This window comes from Acidisoma sp. 7E03, assembly GCF_054665075.1.
This window is the reverse complement of record NZ_BAAFHE010000014.1, coordinates 25,193-46,568: the sequence shown is the minus strand read 5'-3', so window position 1 is coordinate 46,568 and position 21,376 is coordinate 25,193. Positions and strand designations below refer to the sequence as shown.

Below are 21,376 nucleotides of genomic sequence, written 5' to 3'. Positions count from 1 at the left end.
TGTCCTCAGGGCCGCAGTGCCCGCAGGAAGGTATCGGTGAATTGCTGCGGCGTTCCGGCCCAGACGCGCTCGCGCAGCGCCTGCCACCGCTCCTTCCGCTCCCCAAGCTCCATCGTCAGCGCCTTGTTGATCGCCTCCGCCACCTCGTCGGCATCGAAGGGATTGACGATCAGCGCCTCGCGCAGCTCTTCCGCGGCACCGGCGAAGCGCGACAGGATGAGAACGCCCGGATCCGCGCTCGACTGTGCCGCGACATATTCCTTGGCGACGAGGTTCATGCCGTCGCGCAGCGGCGTCACGAGGCCCACCCGTGCCACGCGATAGAAGCCCGCGAGGCTTTTGCGGGAGAGCGCGCGCGTCATGTAGCGGATGGGAATCCAGTCGAACTCCGAATAGCGCCCATTGATGTCTCCCACCAGCCGGTCGAGCGAGCGGCGCAGCTGCTGATAGCGGTCGACATCCTCGCGCGAACGCGCCGCCACCTGCAGCATCGAGACCTTGCCGCGGTGTTCGGGGAAGCGATCGAGCAGCCGGTCGAAGGCGCGAAAGCGATTGGGAAGTCCCTTGGAATAATCCAGCCGGTCGGCGCCGATGGCGAGCGCACGGCTGAACAGGCTTTCGCGGATGCGCCGCACCTCGGCCCCACGCGAGGTGCGTGCGGCAATGGACGCGAATTCCTCGGCGTCGATGCCGATGGGGTCGCTGATGGTGCGGATCTCGCGCCCTTCGTAGTGGAAGCGTCCATCCGCATCGGCCGTGATGCCGAGGAAGGTCTCGACGCAGGAGAGGAAGGCGTGGCGGTGCTCGTCGGTATGGAAGCCGACGACGTCATAGGCGCAGAGGCCCTGCAGCAGCTCCCGGCCGCAGGGCATGGCGTCGAGAATTTCCGGCGGCACGAAGGGGATGTGGAGGAAGAAGCCGAGACGCTGGCCGGCGCCGCGGGCGCGCAGCGCCTCGCCCACCAGGATCAGCTGATAGTCGTGAACCCAGATGAGATCGTCGTCGCGCAGCAGAGGCTGCAGCGCCTCCGCGAAATAGGCATTGACGTGGCGGTAGCCGGCATATTGGTGGCGATAGAAATCAAGGAAATCGAGCCGGTAATGCAGCAGCGGCCAGAGCGCGCCGTTCGAGAAACCGACGTAGTAATCGTTGTATTCCTTATCGGTCACGTCGATGGTGGCATAGGTGACGCCCTGCGCCTCGTGCAGCGTGGGCGTGCGGCCGCCATGGCCGCGCTTGCCGCTCCAGCCGAACCACAGAGTGCCGGGCACGAGCCCGCTGCCGAGCGCCACCGCGAGGCCGCCGGCACGCGGGGCCTTTTCCGTCGGAATCTGCACCCGGTTGGAGACGATGACGAGGCGAGACAAAGCGCTTCCTTTCGTTGAGCGGGTCGACCGGCGGAGATGGGGTTAGACTCGGACCTCGTCCAGCCGATCCGCCATGGCGGCGAGCCAGGCCCGTACGGCAGAAGGCTCACCCCCGAAGGCGCGGGCGACGTGCAGCCCGCGACCGCCTTGGGCCTCTGCTTCCGCCATCCCCTCCTCATCCGTCACGTCGTCGCCGATGAAGACCGGGATACGGCCGGCGAAGGGCGGCTCGGCCATCAGGTGGCGGACGGCATGACCCTTGCCGACGCCGGCCGCCCGCACCTCGAAGGCCATGAGGGCGGGCAGGAGTTCGGCGGCGCCCCCGGCTTCCGCCACCATGTCGCGCATCGCCGCTCCGATCGCCTCGCCGAATTGCGGGGCCTGGCGGAAATGCAGCACGAAGCCGATGGATTTCTCCTCGATGAAAGCCCCCGGCCAGCGCGGCAGGGCATCACGCAGCCGGGCAAGCCACTCCGTCCGCCAGGGGAGATCGGCGCTGTGCAATTGCAGCGACCCATCGGGCAAGCGCAGCCGTGCACCATGTTCCGCGGCGACCGCGACCGGGAGCGCGGGAAAGAGGCGATCGACATCCGCGAGCGGGCGCCCGGTGACGACGGCGACGGCCCCGCCCAGGCTGCGCGCGAGGCGGGCGATGACCTCCGGCAGGCCGGGCGCCACGGCCACCGCATCATGGCGGGGGGCGATGTCGAGCAAGGTGCCATCGAGATCGAGGAAAAGCGCGGTGCGCCGGTCGAGCGGCGCGATCGTCGGGGAATTGGTCATGCGTTCCTTGCTCTATCGCTGGGGCGAGGCCGAACCTCGGAACCGGCCCTAGAGATAGAGGCATTCGCCCGAAAAGCCACCCCGCGCGGTCACCATCCTGGCGGAAGGCGGTTCAGCCGAAATCGCGGAAGGCATCGGGCACGTGATGCAGGCCGCCCGCGGCATCGACGAGCCAGACGTCGAAGCGCATGCCCCGGCGCCCCCAATCGGGATTTTCGCCCTGCAGGATGGCCGCCGCCTGCATCAGCCGCCGCTGTTGGCGCGGGCTGACCGCTTCCATGCCGCTGCGCAGATCAGGCCGGCTCTTCACCTCGACCAGGGTGAGCAGGCCGTCCCGCTCGGCGACGATGTCGACTTCGCCGGCCGGGGTGCGCAGCCGCTGGCCATGGATATGCCAGCCATCCCGGCGGAGGGCGGTGACCACCCGCCCCTCCCCATCCAGGCCGGCACGCTGCGCCCGCCGCCCCCGGGCGGCGCGCACCGCTGCCACACCTCGCCGATCCTGCGCGGCGGTGGAAGGCGGAAGAGCCGATGCGGACGACAGACGGGGGGCGAGGCTCATGCCGGACTCCTTCGCAACCACAGGTAGCAAGCTAGGAACGAAAAGGAAACAACAATCGAAGGAGAACCCCTGGGCTTGGCCGCGGGCTGCGGCTAGGGTCGGCCCCCAAGCACCAGAAGGAAGCGCGGTATGGGCGGACGAGCGAGCGACATGGGCATCAGCCTCAGCCGGCAGAGCGCCGGCCGCCTGTCGACCGGGGAGGAGGTCACCGAATACCGGATGCGGAATGCCGCCGGGTTCGAGCTGCGCTTCCTCGACCGCGGCGGCATCGTAACCGCCCTGATGGCGCCCGACCGCCATGGCCGCTTCGCCAACGTCACGCTCGATCACGCCGATCTGCCGCTCTACGAGACCAATCCCGGCTATTTCGGCGCCATCATCGGCCGCTATGCCAACCGCCTCGGCGGCGCGCGCTTCAGCCTCGGGGGCAAGACCTACAGCCTCGCCGCCAACAACGGCCCGAACACGCTGCATGGCGGCCTGGCCGGCTTCGACAAGGCGTTGTGGGAGGTGAAGGCTGCGCAAAGCGGTCTGACCCTTTCGGCCGTGCTCAGCCATACGAGCCCCGACGGCGACGAAGGCTTCCCCGGCACGCTGAAGGTCGAGGTCGTCTACACCGTGCTGGAAGCCAATGAATTCCGGATCGACTATCAGGCGGTGACCACGGCGGAGACCGTCATCAATCTCACCAATCACGCCTATTTCAACCTCGCCGGCAACGACCAGGGCTCGGTGCTCGATCATATCGTCGAGATCAACGCCGAGCGCTTCACGCCCGTGGACCTGACCGGGATTCCGACCGGGGAGCTGGCACCCGTTGCCGGCACGCCGCTCGACTTCCGGACGCCGAAGCCGATCGGCGCCGGCATCCGCATTCCGCATCCGCAGATCCTGCGCCAGAACGGCTACGACCATAACTACGTGCTGGAGAAGCCGAGCCCGCAGGCGCTGACCTTCGCCGCCCGCGCCTATGACCCGAAGACCGGACGGATCATGGAGGTGGAAACGACGGAGCCCGGCCTGCAATTCTATACGGCGAATTATCTCGGCGGCGGATCGGCCGGCACGGCGGGCGTCGCCTATCGCCAGTCCGACGCGTTCTGCTTCGAGACGCAGCATTTCCCCGATTCGCCGAACAAGCCCGATTTCCCGACCACTACCCTGCTGCCCGGCCACATCTTCCGCTCGACCACCCTCTATCGCTTCAAAACTGACAGGGACTAACGGGGGCACGACGGCGGCGATCGTCACGATCCAATTTCGATTTGCATGAGAAACCGTTTCACGTCTAGAGAGAAGCCCATCTCTTAGAGCGGGAAACGGAATGATGTCGGGACTTGATGCTGCCGCAACGGCGCTGGGCGCGGATGTGGCGACCGCCCTCTACGGCGTGACAGGGCAAGGCATCAAGATCGGAATCATCTCCGACAGTTACGACGCGAATGGCGGCGCCCCCGCCAATGTCGCCGCCGGCTATCTGCCAGCGTCCGTCACTGTCTTGAATGACGCCGCGGCGGGCAACGACGAAGGCCAGGCGATGATGGAACTCGCCTACCAGATCGCACCCAATGCCAGCTACTATTTCGCGGCGGGCGGCGATTCGGTCGAATCCTGCGCGGCCGCCGTCACCGCGCTGCAGAATGCCGGCTGCACCGTCATCATCGATGATCTCGGCTATGGGCCGGAAGAATCCTTCTACCAGACGGGAACGGTGCTGGACCGCGCTATCCAGGCCGCGGTCGCGGCCGGCGTGAACTATTTCTCGGCGGCCGGCAATGACGGTGCCGACTACATCCAGCAGGGCTTTACCCCGCTCTCCACCACCATTCCCGGCATCGGCGACGTGGTCGCACAGAATTTCGGCAATGACAGCCCCTATCTCGACGTCACCATTCCGCTCAATGTCACGGGCAAGCTGCTGCTGGAATGGGCGCAGCCCTTCGCCAGCATCGGCACCGGCGGCGGCGGGGCCGCCAACAGCCTCGCTTTCTATCTTCTCGACGCTCAGGGCAATGTCGTTGCCTCGTCGACACTGAATGCAATGGGCGACGACCCGGCCCAGTTCCTGGTCTATACCAACACCACCGCCTCCACTCAGTTTCGCGTCGTCGTCGTGCAGAACGGCGGCACGGTGCCGATCGGGCAGAATTTCATCGTCAGCAACTTCAATACCGCGATTTCGATCGTCAACGGCGCGGCGGGCGGCGGCACCGGCAACATTCTCGGCCATGAGCTGCTGTCGGACACCAACGTCGTCGGCGCCGTTACCTACACCAACACGCCGGCCTATGGCGGCACGCCGATCCCCGCGGGCTATACCTCCACCGGGCCGGGCGTCATCCTCTACGACCAGAACGGCAATCTGCTGCCCGTGCCGGTCACGCCCAACTTGCCGACCTATACCAGCGTCTCCGGTTCCAGCACGACGGTTCCGGGTTTCCTCTCCTTCAACGGCACCTCGGCGGCCGCCCCCAATGCGGGCGCGGTCGGAGCCCTCATGCTGCAGGCGAACGGCGCGCTGACAACGGCGCAACTGACCGCGCTTCTGGTGCAGTCGACCATTCCCGTCGCTTCGAACCTGCCCAATACCGGCGCGGGGCTGATCCAGGCGCGGGCGGCCGTCGAACTCGCCAATGCGGCGGGCGGCACCCGCTGGAGCCACGCCCAAGGCGGCGATTGGAGCACTGCCGCGAACTGGTCCTCCGGCCTGGCGCCGAGTGCGGCGGGTGCCGTGATGCTCAGCGACGATTTCGGCGCCATCGCCGCGAGCTACGTCGTGACGGTCACGACGGGCGGCAATACGGCCGGCGCCCTCACCCTCTCCGCCCCTCCGGGCATGACCGTGCAACTGATCATCGATCAGGGCGGATCGCTCACGGTCGGCGGTGCCCCCACCACCGACATCACGGCGGGGGATTTTCTCGTCGCGGGCAACGGCGTGCTGACGCTGGACCAGGGCAGCCTGAGCGTCAGCGGATCGCTCAACGTGAACAACGGCACCATCATGCTGGACTCCGGAGCAGCGACCGTCGGAAACTTCGCGCAGAATGCCGGCAGCCTCACCCTGGGTGGCCTCGGTCCCGCAAGCCTCACCGTGACCGGCACGGGCTTCACCGCGACGGGCGGCAGTGTCACCGTCTCGGCCGACGGTACGATCGCCACGGCCGGCCTCGTCGCGTCCGCCGCCACCTTCAGCATCGCCACGGGCGGCACCGTCACGGCGAGCGGCGCCGCCACCTTCAACGCGGCCATTCTCACCGAAGCGGGCCAGGTGCAAAGCGAGAGTTTCAACATCTATGGGGGCACGGCCGAGATCACGGCCACGGGCGTGGTGACGACGCAATCGGCCGCCATCGGCTACAGCATTGTCGGCAGCAGCCTGCCCGGCACCCTCACCGTCAACGGCCAGCTCGTCGACCAGGGGGAGCTCGGCCTCGGCAGCGCGAGCGGCGGCGGCAGCCTCATCATCGGCAGTACCGGCCAGGTGCAGATCGGCGGCGGCACCAGCGCCGTCTCCATCAGCTTCCTGGGCCAAGGAGGCGTGCTCGACTTCACCTCCGCGGACAGCAACATTCTGACGAGTGGGCTGGATGCGCTGATCTACGGCTTCACCGCCGACAGCGGCACCATCGAATTCGGCGCCCTCACCTACAACGCGCTCTACAGCTACAACTATGCGAATGGGCTGCTGGGTATCTTCGACGACGGCACGAATCTCGCCAATCTCGCCCTCGACCCGAGCCTCGCCTATGGCGGCTTCGCCTTCTCGGCCGGCAGCAACAATACGCTGTCGCTGACGAGCATCGCCTGCTTCGCCGCCGGCACGCGCATCGCGACGCCGCACGGCCCGGTGCCCGTCGAGCTGCTCGCGGTCGGCGACCAGGTGCAGACGCTGAGCGGCAGACCGCAGCCAATAATCTGGATCGGTCATCGCCGCGTGGATTGCGCGCGCCACCCGAGCCCCGAGGCCGTGCAGCCGGTGCGCATCCTGGCCCATGCCTTCGGGCCGATGCAGCCGGCGCGCGCGCTGCTGCTGTCGCCCGACCACGCGCTCTTCGTCGAAAGCGTTCTGATTCCGGTGAAACACCTGATCGACGGCCGGGCGATCCGGCAGGAGCCTTGGCCCGAGGTGACCTATTTTCACGTCGAGCTGCCGGCGCATGACGTGCTGCTGGCGGAGAACCTAGCGGCGGAGAGCTATCTGGACACGGGCGACCGGGCGAGTTTCGCGGGCGACGCGCTGACGGAACTGCACCCCGCCTGGGGCCAGGCGCGGCAGGACGTCACGCTGCAGATGGAGGCCGCAGGCTACGCGCCCCTGCGCGTCACGGGAGCTGAGGTCGAACGGGTGCGGGCCGGGCTTGCGCAGCGGACGGGTTCCCCTGCGGCCGCCGCCGTCGGATAGAAAGAAGGCGGCCCGGACACACAAGCCGCCCACCGAGGAGGACGAGGATGGCTGAGGAATCCACCCCCCTGCCGGCCCTGACGGCGCTGCTCGAGCGCAGCATGGTGACGGAGCCGGGAAAGATCCATCTGAAGGATTGGCCGACGGCCTGCGGCATCGACGGGCTGGACAAGAAGAGCGGACAGGCGGCGCTGCAGCGCGAGGTGGCGGCCCTCGCCCGGCTACAGCAGAGGCTGTTTGCCGCCAAGCGCTGGGGCATGCTCGTCATCCTGCAATCCATGGACGCAGGCGGCAAGGACAGCACCATCCGGCACATCTTCCGCGGCATCGATCCGGAGGGCGTGCGCGTCACCTCCTTCAAGCAGCCTTCGCGCGAGGAATTGGGGCAGGACTTCCTGCGCCGCACCAGCCAGGGGCTGCCGCTGCGGGGCGAAATCGCCGTCTTCAACCGCAGCTATTACGAGGAGGTGCTGATCACCCGGCTGCATCCCGAGCTTCTGGCCGCCGAACACCTGCCGAAGCCGGAGCGCACGGAGGAGATCTGGCAACACCGGCTGGAGGACATTGCGGGGCATGAGCGCTATCTCGGCCGCCAAGGCCTGCCGGTTCTGAAATTCTTCCTGCACATCTCGAAAGACGAGCAGCGCCGCCGCTTTCTGCGCCGCATCAACCGACCCGACAAGCTGTGGAAGTTCGACGCTTCGGACATGAGCGAACGGGCGCTGTGGGACCGCTACGCGCACGCCTATGAGCAGGTGATCGGCCGCACCGCGGCGCCGCACGCGCCCTGGTTCGTCATTCCGGCGGACCACAAATGGGTGGCGCGGCTGCTGGTGGCCCATGCCCTGCGCCAGGCATTGCTGCGGATCGACCCGCATTTCCCGAAGCCCACGGCAGAGATGCGGGCCGCTGCCGCCCAGGCGAAAGAGACGCTGGAAGCCGGCGGCTGACGGCGATCATGCCGCGCAGGCGTCGGTCAGCAGCTTCTTGAGGTCGGAGAGCAGAAAGGGCTTGGCCAGCACCGGCCGATCCCGATAGCCGGCATCGAGCCCGGCCGCCCCGTAGCCGGTTGCAAAGGCAAAGGGGATGCCGCGGCCGATCAGAACGTCGGCCACCGGAAAGGACCGCAGCCCATCGAGATTGACGTCGAGGATGGCGAGATCGATGTCCGGCCGTTCCGCGGCCTTCAGAGCCTCCGGCAGGCGCATCGCAAGCTCTACCACCTCGTGGCCCAGTTCCACGAGCATATCCTCGATCATGAAGGCAATCGTCATTTCGTCTTCGACGACCAGGATACGCATGGTCTCGCTAGAGCTCCACCACCAGGCTCAGCGGTGCCTCGACCACACAGCGGAGCCCGGCGGGATCAAAGTGCAACGACACGGTACCGCCGAGCTCCCCCGCCAGGCCGCGCTCGATCATGCGGGAGCCGAAGCTGCGCCGCAGAGGTGGGACCACCGGCGGCCCGCCTTCCTCCCGCCACTCGATGTGGAAAGACCCGCCCTCGGTACCCCAGGTGATGACCACCGTGCCGTGGTCATTCGACCAGGCCCCGTACTTCACCGCGTTCGTTGCCAGCTCATGGGCTGCCATCGTGATCGCAAGCGCGGTCTTGGGCGAGATGCGGAGATCCCTGCCCTCGATCACGCAGCGCGCGGCATCGTGCTGGTGCGGACGCACCGCCTGCTCGATCGCGGATTTGAGGGAAGCGCCGGCCCAGCGTTCACCGGTCAGCAGATCATTGGCCTGGGCAAGCGCCACGAGGCGGGCGCCGAACTGCTCCTGCGCCTGCGCCACGTCGCTGGCCGAGCGAAAGGTGCGCCGGGCGATCCCCTGCACCATGGCGAGGGTATTCTTCACCCGGTGGTTGAGCTCGTTGACGACAAGCCGCAGATGCTCAGTGGTGCGAACACGCTCCGTGATGTCCGATGCGGCACCGAACCATTCGATGACCTCGCCGGCGTCGTTCGTCACCGGAACGGCGCGCGAAAAGAGCCAGCCGATCGAGCCGTCGGCACGGCGGACACGATGCTCGAGTTGGAATGGCTTCACGGCTCCCACCGCCTCGGCGATGGCGGCCTCCACCAGTGGGCGATCCTCCTCAAACAGGTAATCCTCCATCCAGGCGATGCTCGGCACGTCCACGTCTGCAAGGAAGTTGCGGCCGTCCAACTCCCGCATCTCCCGCCAGTCGGCGCTCATCCGGTAGATGATGTCGGCGGTGGCGGTTGTCAGCGCACGAAAGCGTCGTTCGCTGGCTGCCAGGCGCTTCTGCGCCAAAACCTTTTCGGTTGTCTCCACGACGATGGCGATGACGCCTGCGGGCTTGCCGCTCTCGTCCAGAACCGGGGAATAGTCGAGATCCATCCACACCGGCTCGAGCTTGCCCCGGCGCTCCAGCGCCAGCTCCTGATCGCGGAAGGCGAGCGTCCGGCCGGAGAGGCCGACCCGCATCACATTGTCGTTGAAATCGGCGATCTCAGCCCATCCTTCCCGCACCTTCGAGCCAAGCAGCCGAGGATGCCGCTGGCCGGCGAAGACGGAATAGGCATCGTTGTAGATCATGATGCCGTCCTCGCCCCAGAGCAGGACGATCGGCACCGGCGAGAGCAACAGCATCTGCGTGACCGAGCGCAGGCTCTGCGGCCAGTCCTGCAATGGACCGATCGGCGTCTTGCTCCAGTCAAAGTCTTGGATCAGCCGACTGACTTCACCACCGATTGCCGAAAACATTCCCGCGACCATTGCCTCCTAAGGGTGCTTCGGGCTTGAGGAGAAACCCGTTCAAGGCGGTCGGGACGATGCCGCTCCCAAGAGAGTGAGGCAACAGAGGACAGCAATGCAGCTGATCACTTTGTTGCCGACCAGAGCAGATCGCGGAGGTTTGAGCAGTCTCGGCGCCTCCTCACGGCTCATTTGTCGGGCGCAACAAGCTTCGGCGCAGCGCCGTCACCTCCCCCGTCAAGGCTTGCAGCCGCGGCAGGTCGAAGCCTGTCGCCGCGAAGACGCAGGCTGGCACGCTCTGGGCGCGCGCTTGCAGGGTCCGGCCATCCTCGGTGAGGAAGACCCGGACTTGGCGTTCGTCCGCCGCGTCGCGGCTGCGCCGCACAAGCCCCTGCGCCTCCAACCGTTTGAGCAGGGGCGTCAAGGTATTGGACTCGAGGAAGAGACGGCCAGCCAGGGCGCCTACCGTCTGCCCGTCCTCCGCCCAGAGCTGCACCATGACCAGATATTGCGGATAGGTGAGCCCAAGCGGGTCCAACAGCGGCTTGTAAACCCGGTTGAAGGCATGGCTGGTTGAATAGACGGCGAAACAGAGAAGCTCCGACAGATCGGGCATCCGCTCCGGCAGTTCGATCATGAGGGGTCTCCCGCACGCGCTATCACAAGGTTGAGATAGGTCGTGCACGATCCAATCGCAAGGATTGACGCCGACCCCGGACTCAGCTATCTAAGTCGCATGCGATTCAATATCGCGATATCTTATAGAGCACTTGAAAGGAACGAAGCCATGTCCGTGAACGTCCTCTACAGCACCGCCGCCCGCGCCACCGGTGGCCGCGACGGCCAGTCCGGCACCCTCGACGGCAATTTCTCGGTGAAGCTCGCGACACCGAAGGAACTCGGCGGCGCCGGCGGCGAAGGGACCAACCCCGAGCAGCTCTTCGCGTCCGGCTATGCCGCCTGCTTCATCGGCGCGATGAAGTTCGTCGCCTCCCAGGGTGGGTCTGCGAAGGTCCCCGCCGATGCGACCGTGACGGCGACGGTGGGCATTGGCCCGCGCTCCGAAGGCGGCTTCGGCCTCGAAGTTTCGCTCGCGGTGTCGCTGCCGGGCGTCGACCGCGCGGCGGCGGAAGAACTGGTGGCCAAGGCGCACGAGGTTTGCCCCTACTCCAACGCGACCCGGGGCAATATCGACGTCAAGCTCAGCGTCGTCTGAGCCTCGGTTCAGGCTCGAGACGGCAGAAGCCCGGGTGCGCCAGCGCCCGGGCTTTTTCCTGTCAGCGCCGGCGGCGGCTGCCGCCGCGCTCGCGCATCATCGCCCAGCCGAAGAGTGAGGCGACGGCGGAGGCGACCATGCCCCAAAGGACATCAGCCACGGCGAGCTGTGTCGTCCAGTTCTTCACCACCGCCAGGTTGGTGAGATCATAGGTGGCATAGGTAAAGAGGCCGAAGAGCGCGCCATGCACCAGCACCCACGCGGCACCCCGTGCGCGGCCTGGCATCATGACGAAGATCATGAGGCCGAGGATGTCGAGCAGATAGAAGAGCGCGGCCGCGCCCCAACGGATGTTGGAGGTCAGCATCGGCCCGAGCACGCTGCGATAGCTCGCCCCCATCACCGCGAGCCAGATGAGGTCGAGCGCCAGAAACACCAGCAGGGCGGCGATATAGGCAACGATCGGCATGCGCGCAGATTTCTCCTGTCCGGCCAAAGGTGGAAGCGGCAGGCTCCCCTGCCCGCCGCCCGCCTTTCTGCCTCAGCGCTGCGCGGTTTCCCAGTGACCAGCCTGATAAAAAGGCGCGTTGGAGGGGGCGAGCATCGGCCGCCCCCGGATGTGGTCCGCCGCCTTCTCGCCGATCATGATGGTGGGCGCGTTGAGATTGCCGGTGGTCACCTGCGGCATGATGGAACTGTCGACGACGCGTAAGGACTCGACGCCGATGACACGGGTTTCGGGATCGACCACCGCCATGGGATCGGCCGGATCGCCCATCTTGCAGGTGCAGGAGGGGTGATAAGCACTCTCCACCTTCTGGGCGATGAAGGCGTCGATCTGCTCGTCTGTCACGCAATCTGCGCCCGGCTGGATCTCCCGCCCGCGATAGGGATCGAAGGCGGATTGGCCGAAGATTTCCCGGGTGAGGCGCACGCAGGCCCGCATCTCCTCCCAATCATCGGGGTGGCTCATATAGTTGAAGAAGACGCGCGGCTTCTCCCGCGCCTCCGCCGAGCGCAGGCGCACCCAGCCGCGGCTCTTGGAGCGCATCGGCCCGACATGGGCCTGCATGCCGTGTTCCGTTGCCAGGCTGTTACCATCATAGGAGATGGCAAGCGGCAGGAAGTGGTACTGGATGTCCGGCCAGGGGATGCCGGCGCGGCTGCGGATGAAGCCGCAGGTCTCGAAATGGTTGGTGGCGCCGAGCCCGTCCTTCATCAGCATCCAGCGAGCGCCGATCATGCCCTTGGCGAGCAAGGATTGCGCGGAGAAGAGCGTGATGGGTTCCTTCACCGCCACTTGGAAATAGAATTCCAGATGGTCCTGTAGGTTCTCTCCAACACCGGGCCGGTCTGCCAGCACGCCGATGCCGTGTTCGGCGAGTTCGGCAGCCGGCCCGATGCCAGACAGTTTGAGAAGTTGCGGTGAGTTGATCGGTCCACCGGCCAGGATGACCTCGCGCGTCGCATGGGCTTCGAGCTCCTGCCCGCCGCGCAGGTAGCGAACGCCCGTTGCGCGGTGGCCTTGGAAGACGATCTGCTTGGCGAGGACCCCGGTGCGCACTTCGAGATTGGGCCGGCTCATGGCGGGCTTGAGATAGGCGGTCGCCGCACTCCAGCGCTGGCCATGACTGACCGTCATGTCCATGCGGCCGAAGCCTTCCTGCTGGTAGCCGTTGATGTCGGAGGTCTCGGGATAACCCGCCTGCTTCGCAGCTTCGACCCAAGCCCGGTAGAGTGGATTCTTCGTCGGCCCATAGGAGGTGCGGAGCGGCCCATCGCCGCCGCGATATTCGTCTCCCCCTTCCTCTCGATGCTCGGCCCGCTTGAAATAGGGCAGCACCTGGGCGTAGTTCCAGCCGCGCGCGCCGAGCGCTTCCCAGTTCTGGAAGTCCATCGCATTGCCGCGCACATAGACCATGCCGTTGATCGAGGAGGAGCCGCCGAGCACCTTGCCGCGCGGCGTGTGCATCCGCCGGCCACCGAGATGCGGCTCAGGCTCGGTCTCGTAGAACCAGTTGTACTTCTCCTTGTTCATCGGAATGGAGAGCGCCGCCGGCATCCGGATGAAGATCGAGGAATCGGAGCCGCCATATTCGAGCACGAGGACGGTGGTCTTGCCGTCCTCCGTCAGGCGGTTGGCGAGCACGCAACCGGCGGAACCCGCGCCGACGATGATGTAATCGAAGCGCGACATCAGTAGGGGGACTCCACCGGGGTCAGCGCCACGTAGACGCTCTTGATCTGGGTGTAGTGATCGAGCGCGGCACGGCTGTTCTCCCGCCCAAGGCCGGATTGCTTGTAGCCGCCGAAAGGCAGTTCGATCGGTGTGATGTTGTAGGTGTTGATCCAGCAGGTGCCGGCTTCGAGGGCGGCCACCACCCGATGGGCACGCGCCAGATCGCGCGTGAAGACGCCGGCACCCAGGCCGAACTCCGTTTCATTCGCGCGGGCGATCACCTCTTCCTCGTCATCGAAGGTCAGGATGGTCATGACGGGCCCAAAAATCTCCTCACGGACGATGGTGAGATCGTCGCCGGTCGCGTCGAAGATGGCCGGACTCACGAAATTGCCCTGGGCCAAAGCGCCTTCCGTTACGCGCTGGCCGCCGCAGAGGAGCTTCGCCCCCTCGGCCTGGCCGCGCGCGACGAAGCCGAGGACCTTCTGCAGATGGGCTTCCGAAATCAGCGCACCCATCTGCGTCTCGGGGTCCATCGGGTCGCCCAGGCGGATCGCCGCCGTCCGTTCCAGCAGGCGGGCAAGGAATTTCTCCTTGATCGCGCGATGGACAAAGACGCGCGTGCCGTTGGAGCAGACCTCCCCGGCGGAATAGAAATTGCCGAGCATGGCGCCCCCGATGGCGCTTTCGATATCGGCATCCTCGAAGACGATCAGCGGAGACTTGCCGCCGAGTTCGAGCGTCACCTGCTTCAGGGTCTCGGCCGCTGCCGCCATGATCTTCTTCCCCGTCGGCACGGAGCCGGTCAGCGAAATCTTGGCGATGGCCGGATGGGTGGAGAGCAGCGCCCCGGTGCGCCCGTCACCCGCGAGCACGGTGAAGACGCCATCCGGCACACCCGCCTCCTTCATGATCTCGGCGAGCTTGAAGGCCGAGAGGGGCGTGAGTTCGGAGGGTTTGAAGATCATCGCATTGCCGGCGGCGAGCGCGGGGGCTGCCTTCCAGCAGGCGATCTGGATCGGGTAGTTCCAGGCGCCGATGCCGGCGACCAGCCCCAAGGGCTCCCGCCGGGTATAGCCCATGGCCGCAGGGCCGAGATCCACGCTCTCACCTGCGATGCCGCCGGCGAGACCCGCGAAATACTCGATGCAGTCGGCGCCCGAAATGACGTCGACCACCGAGGTTTCCTGGATCGGCTTGCCGGTATCCTGAGTTTCGAGCGCGGCCAACGCATCGTTGCGCGCCCGCAGCAACTCGGCGACGCGGCGCAGGATGCGGCCGCGCTCCATCCCCGTCATCCGCGCCCAAGCCTTCTGTCCGCGCCGGGCGGCGAGGATCGCGGCCTCCAAGGCTGCGGCATCGGCGATCTCGACCTCGGCCAGCACCGCGCCGGTCGCGGGATTGCGCGTGACGAAGGTCTCCGCCTTGGCATCGGGGCGATAGGCGCCGTCGATCCAATTGGCGAGGCGCGGGCTGGGCGCGGCGGCGCCGGAGGCATGGGACATCGAACTTCCTTCCAAGACCGCGGCAAGCTGCGTGTCGACGAAGCCGGCCGCGATGCGGCGGGCGGTTTCCGAATCGGCGGGGCTCCAGGCGGCAGCCAGGGTCGTGCGCAGCCAGAGCCCATCGATGATGGCGGCGATGATGACGGCAAGCCGCTCGACATCCTCCGCGGGGGCAAGCTCGCGGAGGGCGTGCCGCAGATTGGAGAGCACCCGCAGCTGATAGATGCGCTGCACGCGTTTGAGACGATCGGAATGCTTGGCCTGGCCCCAGAAGGCAAGCCAGACCGCACTCGTTTCGGAATCCATTTCTTCGGGCGCGAGGTTGGCGTCGATCACCGCCTGCAGCCGCGCACGTGGGCTGCGCGCCGCCTGGAGGCGCGCGGAGGCCGCCCGGCTGAGCCGGGAGGCGAGGCTGCGGAGCGTTGCTTCCAGCAGCCCTTCCTTATCCCCGAAATAATGCGCGACGAGACCGGCCGAGACTTTCGCCTGCTTGGCGATGAGGCCGAGCGTCGTCGCATGGAAGCCGACCTTGGCCATGACGAGGATCGTCGTGTCGATCAGTTGCTTCCGGCGCGTGTCTTCGGAATCCCGTCGTGACAAGCGTCTCTCCAACCCATAACCGGCACCAGGGCCGTCCCGCGTTTCTATAATTGCTTGAACGTTCAATCAAGCGCGATCACGTTTGCCGCTCATTCGATCTATTTATGGGCAAATGTTGCTCATATCGGCAGCAGTTTTGCCAATCCCCTCCAAAAAATCATCTCTTTGCTCTCCTTTTCGCGATAAAAAGGGGTGACCGCCGCGAAAGATTGAAAGTATGTTCAATCTCACGGCTCCGGGCGGAGCGGCCCTGAGCATTCAAGACCTTCCCATTCGTGCAAGAGAGGACGGCAGATGCGTAGACACCTTCTTCAGGCTGTGGCGGCATTCGGTTTGATCGCAGGCAGCATGAGCCTGGGCGCCGCCGCCCAGGCCGCGGGCGACCCGGCCTCGTGCAAGAACGTTTCCTTCTCCAACGTCGGCTGGACGGACATTTCGGCGACGACCGGTACCGCGACCTATATTCTGGACGCGCTCGGCTACAAGACGACGACGACGATCCTCTCCGTGCCCGTCACCTTCGAGGAAATGAAGCAGAAGAAGATCGACGTCTTCCTCGGCAACTGGATGCCGACGATGGCCGACAACATCAAACCCTATGTTGCGGACAAGACGGTCGACGTGCTGGGCGCCAATCTGGACGGCGCGAAATATACCCTGGCCGTCCCGACCTATCTCTATGACGAGGGCCTGAAGTCCTTCCAGGACATTCCGAAGTTCTACAAGCAGCTCGACGGCAAGATCTACGGCATCGAGCCGGGCAATGACGGCAACCGCCTCATCCTCGACATGATCAAGAACAACACCGATGGTGTCGGAAAGTTCACGCTTGTCCAGTCCTCTGAACAGGGCATGCTGGCGGAAGTGACGCGCAAGACCAAGGCGCACAAGGCGATCGTCTTCCTCGGCTGGGAACCCCACCCGATGAACACCAAATACGACATGAAGTATCTGTCGGGCGGTGATGCGATCTTCGGGCCGAACTACGGCGGCGCCACCGTCTACACCAATACCTCGGGCGGCTACGTGAAGGAGTGTCCGAACGTCGGCAAGTTCCTCACCCAGCTCAAGTTCACGCTGGACATGGAAAACACGATCATGGGCTCCATCATGTACGACAAGATGGACCCGCAGGCCGCGGCCGCGCAGTGGCTGAAGGCGCATCCGGACGCAATGACCCGGTGGCTGGACGGCGTGACCACCTTCGACGGCAACCAGCCGGCGCTGCCGGTTGTGAAGAAGGCCCTCGGGCTGTAAGAGTGAGCCATGGCCTTCCGGCATAAGGTTCGGAAGGCCATGCGTCCCGCGCAGTTCTTGCAGCGGGTCCCTGCCCGCCCCGGTCTGCGAACCTCCTCGTCCCGGCCGGGCGGCGTCGCATTCGAGCGACGCCGGATGGCAAAAAATCCAAGCGCAGCCCCCGGGCTTATGATCTCATGCGCGGGATCGTTGGCGCGAACCTTCTTGCCGTGGAGTACCGCATGCTGAATGGGCTGGCCGATCTCGTCTCAGGCCACAAGATTCCGCTCGGCGACTGGATCGCGAACATCGTCAACTCGATCAGCGGGTCCGACGTCATCGATCTTGTCTCGAACGGTGTCGGCGCCGCGATCAACGGTCTGACCGCCGTGCTGGAGGCCATTCCGGCCATCCTCCTGATCCTCGCGGTCGGCTTGCTCTGCTATGCCATCCAGCGCTCCTGGAAACTCGTCGTCTTCGTCATCATCGCCCAGCTTTTCATCCTCAACCAGGGCTACTGGTCGGCGACGATGGAGACGACCTCGCTCATCATCTTCGCGACCGTCATCTCGATGGTGCTGGGCGTGCCGATAGGCATCGCCTGCGCCCATCGCCCCTGGCTCTTCACCCTGGTGCGGCCGCTGCTCGACCTGATGCAGACGCTGCCGACCTTCGTCTATCTGATCCCGACCGTGGTGCTCTTCGGCCTCGGTGCCGTGCCTGGCCTGATCTCCACCATCATCTTCGCGATCGCCGCCCCCATCCGCCTGACCCAGCTCGGCATTGCCTCGGTGCCGCCCGCACTGATCGAAGCGGGCGAAGCCTTCGGTGCGTCAAAGAGCCAACTGCTGTGGAAAGTGGAGTTGCCGCATGCCTTGCCGACCATCCTGGCCGGCCTCACCCAATGCATCATGCTCAGCCTCTCCATGGTGGTGATCGCGGCGCTCGTCGGTGCAGGTGGCCTCGGCGTTCCGGTGGTGAGCGCACTCAACACGCTGCGCGTCGATGTCGGCTTCGAATCCGGCCTTTGCATCGTCGTCCTGGCAGTGATCCTGGACCGCGTCTGCCGTCCGCGTGACAGCGAGGGCTGAACCCATGACCGAGCATAAGACCGCGATCGAATTCTCCCACGTCGACATTCTGTTCACGGGTTCCGGCCGGGGCGGCGCGCGCGCCCGGGCGGAAGCGATGCAGATGATGGATGCGGGCCATAGCCGCGAAGAGATTCTGGCCAAGACCGGCGTGGTGATGGGTGTGAAGGATGCGTCGCTCACCGTGCGCGAAGGCGAGATTTGCGTGCTCATGGGCCTGTCGGGCTCCGGCAAGTCGACGCTGCTGCGCGCGGTCAACGGCCTCAACCCGGTCACCCGCGGCCGCGTGCTCGTGAAGAACGAGAACGAAACGGTAGACATCGCGAGCTGTAACCGTGCGACGCTGCGCTTCATGCGCACGCGGCGCATCGCCATGGTGTTTCAGCAATTCGCCCTGCTGCCCTGGCGCACCGTGCGGGAAAATGTCGGCCTCGGCCTCGAACTGCGCGGCATGGGCCCGGCCGAGCGCCGCCGGATCGTCGACGAAAAGCTCAAGCTCGTCGCCCTCGACAAATGGGCCGACAAATACGCCCGCGAACTGTCGGGTGGCATGCAGCAGCGCGTGGGCCTGGCCCGCGCCTTCGCAACGGATGCCGACATCCTGCTGATGGACGAGCCCTTCTCCGCCCTCGACCCGCTGATCCGCACCAAGCTGCAGGACGAGCTGCTGGCGCTGCAGAAGGAGGTACGGAAGACGATCATCTTCGTCAGCCACGACCTCGACGAGGCGCTGAAGCTCGGCAATCAGATCGCGATCCTCGAAGGCGGCCGCATCATCCAGGCCGGCAGCCCCGAAGACATCGTGCTGACGCCCGCGAATGATTACGTGCGCGAATTCGTGCAGCACATGAACCCGCTGAACGTGCTGCGCGGACGCACCTTCATGACGCCGCTCGACAAGCTCGCCGCGCGCGACGGCTGGGCGGTGCTCGACCCGCATCGGCCAGTGCTGCTGAAGAGCGCCGGCACCGTGCCCGGCAGCGCGGTGACGGCGGCGGGCGTTCCCGTGCCCGTGGCCGCGGTCGAGAGCGACCTCGACCTGCCCGGCGCCGGCGTCTGTGCCGCGGTTGACTGCGAGGCGACGATGAAGACCGTCATCCAGCTGCGCCAGGCCACCGGCATGCCAGTGCTGGTGACCCAGGGCGGCCAGATCCTCGGCATGTGCGGCGAAGACGAAATCCTACACGCCCTCGCCTCCGAAGGCTGGCAGAAGGTGGCGGACGCCGCGGACTGACGTTGACGCCAGGGCCTGCGGCGCGGTCCTATTCATGCTGCGCCGCAACGGAGTCGTGCCATGGCCCTGGTCCTGACGGTCGCCCAGCAGAAGGGCGGCGCCGGCAAAAGCATGATCGCCGCGAATCTGGCGGCGGCGATGGCCGCCGACCGACGGGTCTGCCTGCTCGACATCGATCCGCAAAAGAGCCTGACCCGCTGGCACGCCTTGCGCGCGGCGAGCCGCAAGCCCCTGCCCGCCATCGGCTTTTCCGACGTCTCGGGCTGGCGCCTGCAGGCGGAACTGGAGCGGCTGACGGCAAGCCATGCGGTGGTGATCGTCGATACCCCACCGCAGGTGGAGGCCGAGGCGAAGCGCGCCATCCGGGCCGCGGACCTGGTGCTGGTACCCTTGCAGCCGAGCCCGCCCGACCTGTGGGCGGCCGCCGGCACGGTGGCTCTGGCCGCCGCCGAGAAGCGGACGGTGCGATTGCTGCTCAACCGTGCCCCTGCCGCCTCCCGACTGCGCAGCCAGGTGGAGCGGGAGGCGCAGAGCGCCGGCTACGCGCTGCTCTCGGCCACGCTCGGCAACCGCGCCGGCTTCGCCAACGCTTTCGCCCAGGGCCTCGGGGTGACGGAGGCGAGCCCGAAATCCCAGGCGGCGGCGGAGATCGCCGCCCTCCTCGCCGAAGTCGAGACGCTGACGCGATGAGCCTCCTCGCCCAGCTTCCCATGTATGCACTGCCGGAAATGGCGGTCGCCAATGCGGCGCTGTGGGCGGCGCTGCGCGCAGCCTTGGGCGATGCGGCGCTACCCGACGCACTGGCGCCGGCGGGCCTCGCTTTGCCCGAGGCGATCGACCCGGGGACCGTCTTCAGCCAGATGTGCGGCTATCCGCTGAAGACCCTCTATGCCGGCCAGTATCGCTTGCTCGGCACACCGCTCTACGACCTGCCGGGCTGCCGGCTGCGCGCGGACGGTGTGCCGACGCATTGCTCCTTCCTCGTGGTGCGCCGCGAGGCGCCCTTCTGGACGCTGGAGAGCCTGCGCGGCCGGCGCTTTGCCCTCAATGGTCGGGACTCCAATTCGGGCATGAACCTGCCGCGCCGCCTCTTCGCCCCTTGGACCCGCGCTGGCCGCTTCTTCAGCGAGACCCTGGTCACCGGCAGCCATGTCGCAAGCATGGAGGCGGTGGGCCGAGGGGAGGCCGATGCGGCGGCGATCGACTGCGTAACCTTCGGTTATGCCGCGCGCTTCCGCCCTGCCCTGACCGCGCCGCTGCGCGTCTTGGCCGAAACCCCGGACTCGCCCGCCATCCCCTTCATCACCGCGGCCGCTACGCCGCCCACGCTCGCCCAGCGGCTGACGGCCCTGCTCTGCGGCCCCTTTCCGCCCGCCGCATTGGCCGCGGCGCTGGCCACGCTCGCCATCCGGCGCATCGCCCCGCCGCAGGCCGGCGCCTATGACCGGGTGACGGAATACGACGCGGAGTCGGCCGCGCTCGGATATCCCACGCTCGCCTGAGGCAGCGGCGCCGCCTCGCCCGGCAGCGGGGCGCGGGGGACGAGGAAGCCCGGATGCGGCCCGGCATGATGCGGCGTCAGCAGATAGCGGCGCGCAACGTCGAGATAACCGCGATAGACCAGCCCGCCATTGGCGCGCAGCACCGCCGTGCGGTGGGCGCGGTAGAAAGCCGGGATGCGATACCAGGCGAGGCCCGGCCGCGCATGGTGCACGGCATGCAGGTTGTTGTGCAGGAAGAGCAGCCCGAGCAGCGGCGCCCGTTCCACGATCGCCGTGCGCTCATCCGCGTCTGGCGCCGCCCGATGCTCGGCGAAGGAGCGGATGGAGGCGAGCATACGGCTCGGGATGACAAAGCACAGCAGATAGAGCCACAGCGGCATGCCGCAGAGGCCGCAGACCCAGGCGAGGACGACGGCGACGCCGAGCAGATGCCAGAACCAGATGCGCCGGGCGAGCGGCGCGCCCTTCCAGCAGGCACCTGCCTGCTGCCAGAGAAACAGCACCAGGCTGCGCAGCGCCCCGAAGGTAACGCGGCCGGCGAAGGTATGGGTGAAACGGAGGAAGGCCCGCGCCCAAGGGCCGAGCCGGCCGAAGCGCGCCTCGGTCAGATAATAGCTCTCAGGATCTTCCAAGGGATCGGTGAGATGGGCATCCCGGTGATGGCGCAGATGGCTCGCACGATACACGCGGTAGGGCAGCCAGAGGGTTAGCGGCGGAAAGCCCAGGGCATCGTTCACCGTCCGCCAGCGCGTGGGGTGCCCGTGCAGCACCTCATGCTGCAGGGACATCTGCCAGGCCAGAGTCCAGCCGCCCAAGGCGGCGAGCAGCGGCCAGGGCAGTTCGCGGTAGAGCCAGGTGAGCAAGGCCCAGCCGCCGTAGATGAGGAGGCAGAGGCCGAGAGTCGGCCACTCAACGGCAGGGCGGGACAGAGCGGCGCGAGAAGGCATAGCCACATGTTGTGTCGTGGATATC

At 66.5% G+C, this 21,376-nt stretch carries 19 protein-coding genes; 9 read left to right on the top strand and 10 right to left on the bottom strand.

What is annotated here, in order from left to right; translation table 11 throughout:
* Positions 1-5: 5 nt before the first annotated feature.
* From ACYQ6W_RS19180 to ACYQ6W_RS19170, 3 genes are all read right to left on the bottom strand, one after another.
* The gene (locus ACYQ6W_RS19180; RefSeq protein WP_459677583.1) at positions 6-1,367 is read right to left on the bottom strand and encodes an alpha,alpha-trehalose-phosphate synthase (UDP-forming); all 1,362 of its coding nucleotides are present in this window, start codon (positions 1,365-1,367) and stop codon (positions 6-8) included.
* Between the two features lie 42 nt (positions 1,368-1,409).
* A complete protein-coding gene (gene otsB / locus ACYQ6W_RS19175) occupies positions 1,410-2,150 on the bottom strand; it encodes a trehalose-phosphatase (RefSeq protein ID WP_459677582.1) in 741 nt (246 codons plus the stop codon).
* Positions 2,151-2,262: 112 nt separating this feature from the next.
* The gene (locus tag ACYQ6W_RS19170; RefSeq protein ID WP_459677581.1) at positions 2,263-2,712 is read right to left on the bottom strand and encodes a YraN family protein; all 450 of its coding nucleotides are present in this window, start codon (positions 2,710-2,712) and stop codon (positions 2,263-2,265) included.
* Positions 2,713-2,841: 129 nt separating this feature from the next.
* On the opposite strand from ACYQ6W_RS19170, the gene ACYQ6W_RS19165 reads away from it, so the two are divergent.
* The 3 genes from ACYQ6W_RS19165 to ACYQ6W_RS19155 all read left to right on the top strand — a co-directional run bounded on the left by ACYQ6W_RS19165 (position 2,842) and on the right by ACYQ6W_RS19155 (position 8,067).
* Entirely contained in the window at positions 2,842-3,936 is a 1,095-nt protein-coding gene (locus tag ACYQ6W_RS19165; RefSeq protein ID WP_459677580.1) for an aldose epimerase family protein, read from the top strand.
* A gap of 103 nt (positions 3,937-4,039) precedes the next feature.
* Positions 4,040-7,117: a Hint domain-containing protein gene (locus ACYQ6W_RS19160; RefSeq protein ID WP_459677578.1), complete on the top strand. Its 3,078-nt coding sequence runs from the start codon at positions 4,040-4,042 to the stop codon at positions 7,115-7,117.
* 47 nt (positions 7,118-7,164) lie between these two features.
* The gene (locus ACYQ6W_RS19155; RefSeq protein ID WP_459677577.1) at positions 7,165-8,067 is read left to right on the top strand and encodes a PPK2 family polyphosphate kinase; all 903 of its coding nucleotides are present in this window, start codon (positions 7,165-7,167) and stop codon (positions 8,065-8,067) included.
* A 6-nt stretch (positions 8,068-8,073) separates the two neighbouring features.
* Here the strand turns inward: ACYQ6W_RS19155 and ACYQ6W_RS19150 are convergent, their stop codons facing one another.
* The 3 genes from ACYQ6W_RS19150 to ACYQ6W_RS19140 all read right to left on the bottom strand — a co-directional run bounded on the left by ACYQ6W_RS19150 (position 8,074) and on the right by ACYQ6W_RS19140 (position 10,478).
* A complete protein-coding gene (locus tag ACYQ6W_RS19150) occupies positions 8,074-8,418 on the bottom strand; it encodes a response regulator (protein WP_459677575.1) in 345 nt (114 codons plus the stop codon).
* 7 nt (positions 8,419-8,425) lie between these two features.
* The gene (locus ACYQ6W_RS19145; protein ID WP_459677574.1) at positions 8,426-9,850 is read right to left on the bottom strand and encodes a sensor histidine kinase; all 1,425 of its coding nucleotides are present in this window, start codon (positions 9,848-9,850) and stop codon (positions 8,426-8,428) included.
* A gap of 172 nt (positions 9,851-10,022) precedes the next feature.
* Complete coding sequence (locus ACYQ6W_RS19140; RefSeq protein ID WP_459677572.1) at positions 10,023-10,478, bottom strand: MarR family winged helix-turn-helix transcriptional regulator; 456 nt, start codon at positions 10,476-10,478, stop codon at positions 10,023-10,025.
* 150 nt (positions 10,479-10,628) lie between these two features.
* On the opposite strand from ACYQ6W_RS19140, the gene ACYQ6W_RS19135 reads away from it, so the two are divergent.
* Positions 10,629-11,057: an organic hydroperoxide resistance protein gene (locus ACYQ6W_RS19135; protein ID WP_459677570.1), complete on the top strand. Its 429-nt coding sequence runs from the start codon at positions 10,629-10,631 to the stop codon at positions 11,055-11,057.
* Between the two features lie 61 nt (positions 11,058-11,118).
* Here the strand turns inward: ACYQ6W_RS19135 and ACYQ6W_RS19130 are convergent, their stop codons facing one another.
* The 3 genes from ACYQ6W_RS19130 to betB all read right to left on the bottom strand — a co-directional run bounded on the left by ACYQ6W_RS19130 (position 11,119) and on the right by betB (position 15,341).
* Positions 11,119-11,526: a DUF2177 family protein gene (locus ACYQ6W_RS19130; RefSeq protein ID WP_459677569.1), complete on the bottom strand. Its 408-nt coding sequence runs from the start codon at positions 11,524-11,526 to the stop codon at positions 11,119-11,121.
* A 72-nt stretch (positions 11,527-11,598) separates the two neighbouring features.
* Entirely contained in the window at positions 11,599-13,254 is a 1,656-nt protein-coding gene (betA, locus tag ACYQ6W_RS19125) for a choline dehydrogenase (RefSeq protein WP_459677568.1), read from the bottom strand.
* Positions 13,254-15,341: a betaine-aldehyde dehydrogenase gene (betB, locus tag ACYQ6W_RS19120; protein ID WP_459677566.1), complete on the bottom strand. Its 2,088-nt coding sequence runs from the start codon at positions 15,339-15,341 to the stop codon at positions 13,254-13,256. Before betB ends, betA begins: the two co-directional genes overlap by 1 nt.
* Positions 15,342-15,635: 294 nt before the next feature.
* Here betB and ACYQ6W_RS19115 point away from each other — a divergent pair, with 294 nt between their 5' ends.
* From ACYQ6W_RS19115 to ACYQ6W_RS19095, 5 genes are all read left to right on the top strand, one after another.
* Complete coding sequence (locus ACYQ6W_RS19115) at positions 15,636-16,598, top strand: choline ABC transporter substrate-binding protein (RefSeq protein WP_459677565.1); 963 nt, start codon at positions 15,636-15,638, stop codon at positions 16,596-16,598.
* A gap of 176 nt (positions 16,599-16,774) precedes the next feature.
* Complete coding sequence (gene choW / locus ACYQ6W_RS19110; protein ID WP_459677563.1) at positions 16,775-17,668, top strand: choline ABC transporter permease subunit; 894 nt, start codon at positions 16,775-16,777, stop codon at positions 17,666-17,668.
* 4 nt (positions 17,669-17,672) lie between these two features.
* The gene (gene choV, locus ACYQ6W_RS19105) at positions 17,673-18,902 is read left to right on the top strand and encodes a choline ABC transporter ATP-binding protein (protein WP_459677562.1); all 1,230 of its coding nucleotides are present in this window, start codon (positions 17,673-17,675) and stop codon (positions 18,900-18,902) included.
* A gap of 60 nt (positions 18,903-18,962) precedes the next feature.
* Positions 18,963-19,592 carry a ParA family partition ATPase gene (gene parA, locus ACYQ6W_RS19100; RefSeq protein WP_459677561.1) on the top strand — a complete coding sequence of 210 codons (630 nt, stop codon included), beginning with the start codon at positions 18,963-18,965 and terminating at the stop codon, positions 19,590-19,592.
* Positions 19,589-20,404 (top strand): phosphate/phosphite/phosphonate ABC transporter substrate-binding protein, encoded by an 816-nt coding sequence (locus ACYQ6W_RS19095; RefSeq protein WP_459677559.1) that lies wholly within the window; start codon positions 19,589-19,591, stop codon positions 20,402-20,404. The genes parA and ACYQ6W_RS19095 overlap by 4 nt, the downstream gene beginning before the upstream one ends.
* Here the strand turns inward: ACYQ6W_RS19095 and ACYQ6W_RS19090 are convergent.
* A complete protein-coding gene (locus ACYQ6W_RS19090) occupies positions 20,341-21,351 on the bottom strand; it encodes a fatty acid desaturase (protein WP_459677655.1) in 1,011 nt (336 codons plus the stop codon). The genes ACYQ6W_RS19095 and ACYQ6W_RS19090 overlap by 64 nt on opposite strands.
* Positions 21,352-21,376: the final 25 nt, after the last annotated feature.

Coding starts and splice junctions, on each gene's coding strand:
- otsB (WP_459677582.1), bottom strand. CDS start 2,150: ATGACCAATTCCCCGACGATCGCGCCGCTCGACCGGCGCACCGCGCTT.
- ACYQ6W_RS19170 (WP_459677581.1), bottom strand. CDS start 2,712: ATGAGCCTCGCCCCCCGTCTGTCGTCCGCATCGGCTCTTCCGCCTTCC.
- ACYQ6W_RS19165 (WP_459677580.1), top strand. CDS start 2,842: ATGGGCGGACGAGCGAGCGACATGGGCATCAGCCTCAGCCGGCAGAGC.
- ACYQ6W_RS19160 (WP_459677578.1), top strand. CDS start 4,040: ATGTCGGGACTTGATGCTGCCGCAACGGCGCTGGGCGCGGATGTGGCG.
- ACYQ6W_RS19155 (WP_459677577.1), top strand. CDS start 7,165: ATGGCTGAGGAATCCACCCCCCTGCCGGCCCTGACGGCGCTGCTCGAG.
- ACYQ6W_RS19150 (WP_459677575.1), bottom strand. CDS start 8,418: ATGCGTATCCTGGTCGTCGAAGACGAAATGACGATTGCCTTCATGATC.
- ACYQ6W_RS19145 (WP_459677574.1), bottom strand. CDS start 9,850: ATGTTTTCGGCAATCGGTGGTGAAGTCAGTCGGCTGATCCAAGACTTT.
- ACYQ6W_RS19140 (WP_459677572.1), bottom strand. CDS start 10,478: ATGATCGAACTGCCGGAGCGGATGCCCGATCTGTCGGAGCTTCTCTGT.
- ACYQ6W_RS19135 (WP_459677570.1), top strand. CDS start 10,629: ATGTCCGTGAACGTCCTCTACAGCACCGCCGCCCGCGCCACCGGTGGC.
- ACYQ6W_RS19130 (WP_459677569.1), bottom strand. CDS start 11,526: ATGCCGATCGTTGCCTATATCGCCGCCCTGCTGGTGTTTCTGGCGCTC.
- betA (WP_459677568.1), bottom strand. CDS start 13,254: ATGTCGCGCTTCGATTACATCATCGTCGGCGCGGGTTCCGCCGGTTGC.
- ACYQ6W_RS19115 (WP_459677565.1), top strand. CDS start 15,636: ATGCGTAGACACCTTCTTCAGGCTGTGGCGGCATTCGGTTTGATCGCA.
- choW (WP_459677563.1), top strand. CDS start 16,775: ATGCGCGGGATCGTTGGCGCGAACCTTCTTGCCGTGGAGTACCGCATG.
- choV (WP_459677562.1), top strand. CDS start 17,673: ATGACCGAGCATAAGACCGCGATCGAATTCTCCCACGTCGACATTCTG.
- parA (WP_459677561.1), top strand. CDS start 18,963: ATGGCCCTGGTCCTGACGGTCGCCCAGCAGAAGGGCGGCGCCGGCAAA.
- ACYQ6W_RS19095 (WP_459677559.1), top strand. CDS start 19,589: ATGAGCCTCCTCGCCCAGCTTCCCATGTATGCACTGCCGGAAATGGCG.
- ACYQ6W_RS19090 (WP_459677655.1), bottom strand. CDS start 21,351: ATGCCTTCTCGCGCCGCTCTGTCCCGCCCTGCCGTTGAGTGGCCGACT.